Source organism: Streptomyces lancefieldiae (assembly GCF_031845825.1).
GTDB lineage: Bacteria > Actinomycetota > Actinomycetes > Streptomycetales > Streptomycetaceae > Streptomyces > Streptomyces lancefieldiae.
Genome location: NZ_JAVRFH010000209.1, coordinates 1 through 1,420, shown reverse-complemented (window position 1 = coordinate 1,420; position 1,420 = coordinate 1). Strand labels below are relative to the sequence as shown.

General features: G+C 62.2%; 1 protein-coding gene. It reads right to left on the bottom strand.

The features are described from left to right. Positions 1 to 258: 258 nt before the first annotated feature. A complete protein-coding gene (locus tag RM812_RS41660; RefSeq protein WP_311586152.1) occupies positions 259 to 1,104 on the bottom strand; it encodes a ParA family protein in 846 nt (281 codons plus the stop codon). Positions 1,105 to 1,420 lie beyond the last annotated feature (316 nt).

Here is a 1,420-nt window from a genome sequence, read left to right as displayed (position 1 = left end):
AACCCAGAGTGGCGGTGGTGTGCCCCTTCTCATTCGGCCCAGGAGAGTCATAGTCGAGACTCAGCGTGGGCGGCACTGCGACCGCAGTTGATGCCCGTCGTCGCTCGGACTCAGCAGCGTCATCTCCCAGAAACCCGCCCACAGTGGCGTCGTTACCCACATGCTCGATGGCGCTGAAGTCGAAGGACCGTGCCTTGCCACGCCCTTTCCTCCGAGAGGGCTTCGTCGGCTCCTGCGTCGATTCCTCCGGCGAAGACGTCATGACAGACCCCGAATCCGGTCGATGATCTCGACAGTGAGGTCCTCAAACCAGCCGCTTGCTGCGTAGCTGGGCTCGTCAATGACAATCGGCCGGCTGATGCCGTACGACGCGGAGATCTGCGGGCTCGTCCTGATCTCCTTCTTGAACGGTGCCAGGTCGTGCTTCTTGAGGAAGGTGTCAACGGCGTCTGCTTCCTCGGTGCGCTTCGACGGAGGTTGGGCCTCGTTGATCACTGTTCCGAGGAATACGGGGCGGCAGGTGCCTCCCGTACGCTCCGGCACCTTCGCCACGTTGTTTCGAACGACGCGAGCGCCGTCCGCTGTTGCGAGCCGCGGGTTGCAGACAGCGATTACGTAGTCGCCGGCGGCGAGGGCTACGGAGGCCAGGGCGTCGGCTGACGGCGGGGTATCGACGATGATGAAGTCGAAGTCGTCCTGCAAGGTGAGGAGGAGGTGGCGAAGGCTTGACACAGCCTCCCAGCCTCGCTTCGCGATTTCAGTACGAGCGCGATCAGTCACGTTCATCACCGAGCCGATGACGCTGAGCGTGCCGGGCTTCTCGAAGTCCTTGAGCAAGACCGTCCTGTCAACCATGCGGCTACGCAGGGGCGCCATGGTTGCAATCTCGTCTGCATCGACCGCGTCGATGTAGTCGATCAGGGCGCTTCCGATGTCCTGTGGCTTGCGCGCGAACGCACCCAAGGAGACTCCGAGCTGGCCCTGGAGCTCGAGGTCGACCATGCCGACGCGGGCTCCACCACTGGCAAGGCTCGAACCGATGTTGGCGGATGTTGTGGTTTTACCCACTCCACCCTTTTGGCTGGCGAGGACGATGACCTTCATGGGTGCCTTCCTCCCATTCCCCAGATGCCTCGCCCTAGCTCTTCGCTTACCGGGATGCACTGCCGACGTCGATGGGGACTGGGACTGACAGATTCATGCTGACGGCCAGAAGGTTAACAGCAGGAGGGGTGCTCTCTATGTGGAACCTGGGCACTTACAGCGTGTCGGTCACCGTTGACCGGGGATCGGGCGAGCCTGTCAGACTCGCCTGCGCTGGCATTGTGGATGGTTTGCGTCATTTTGCAGCGTTTCACGATTTTGCAGCTGCCGGCGGCTGTACGTACTGGTGTGCTGTGAGGTTCGCACGGGGCTAGCC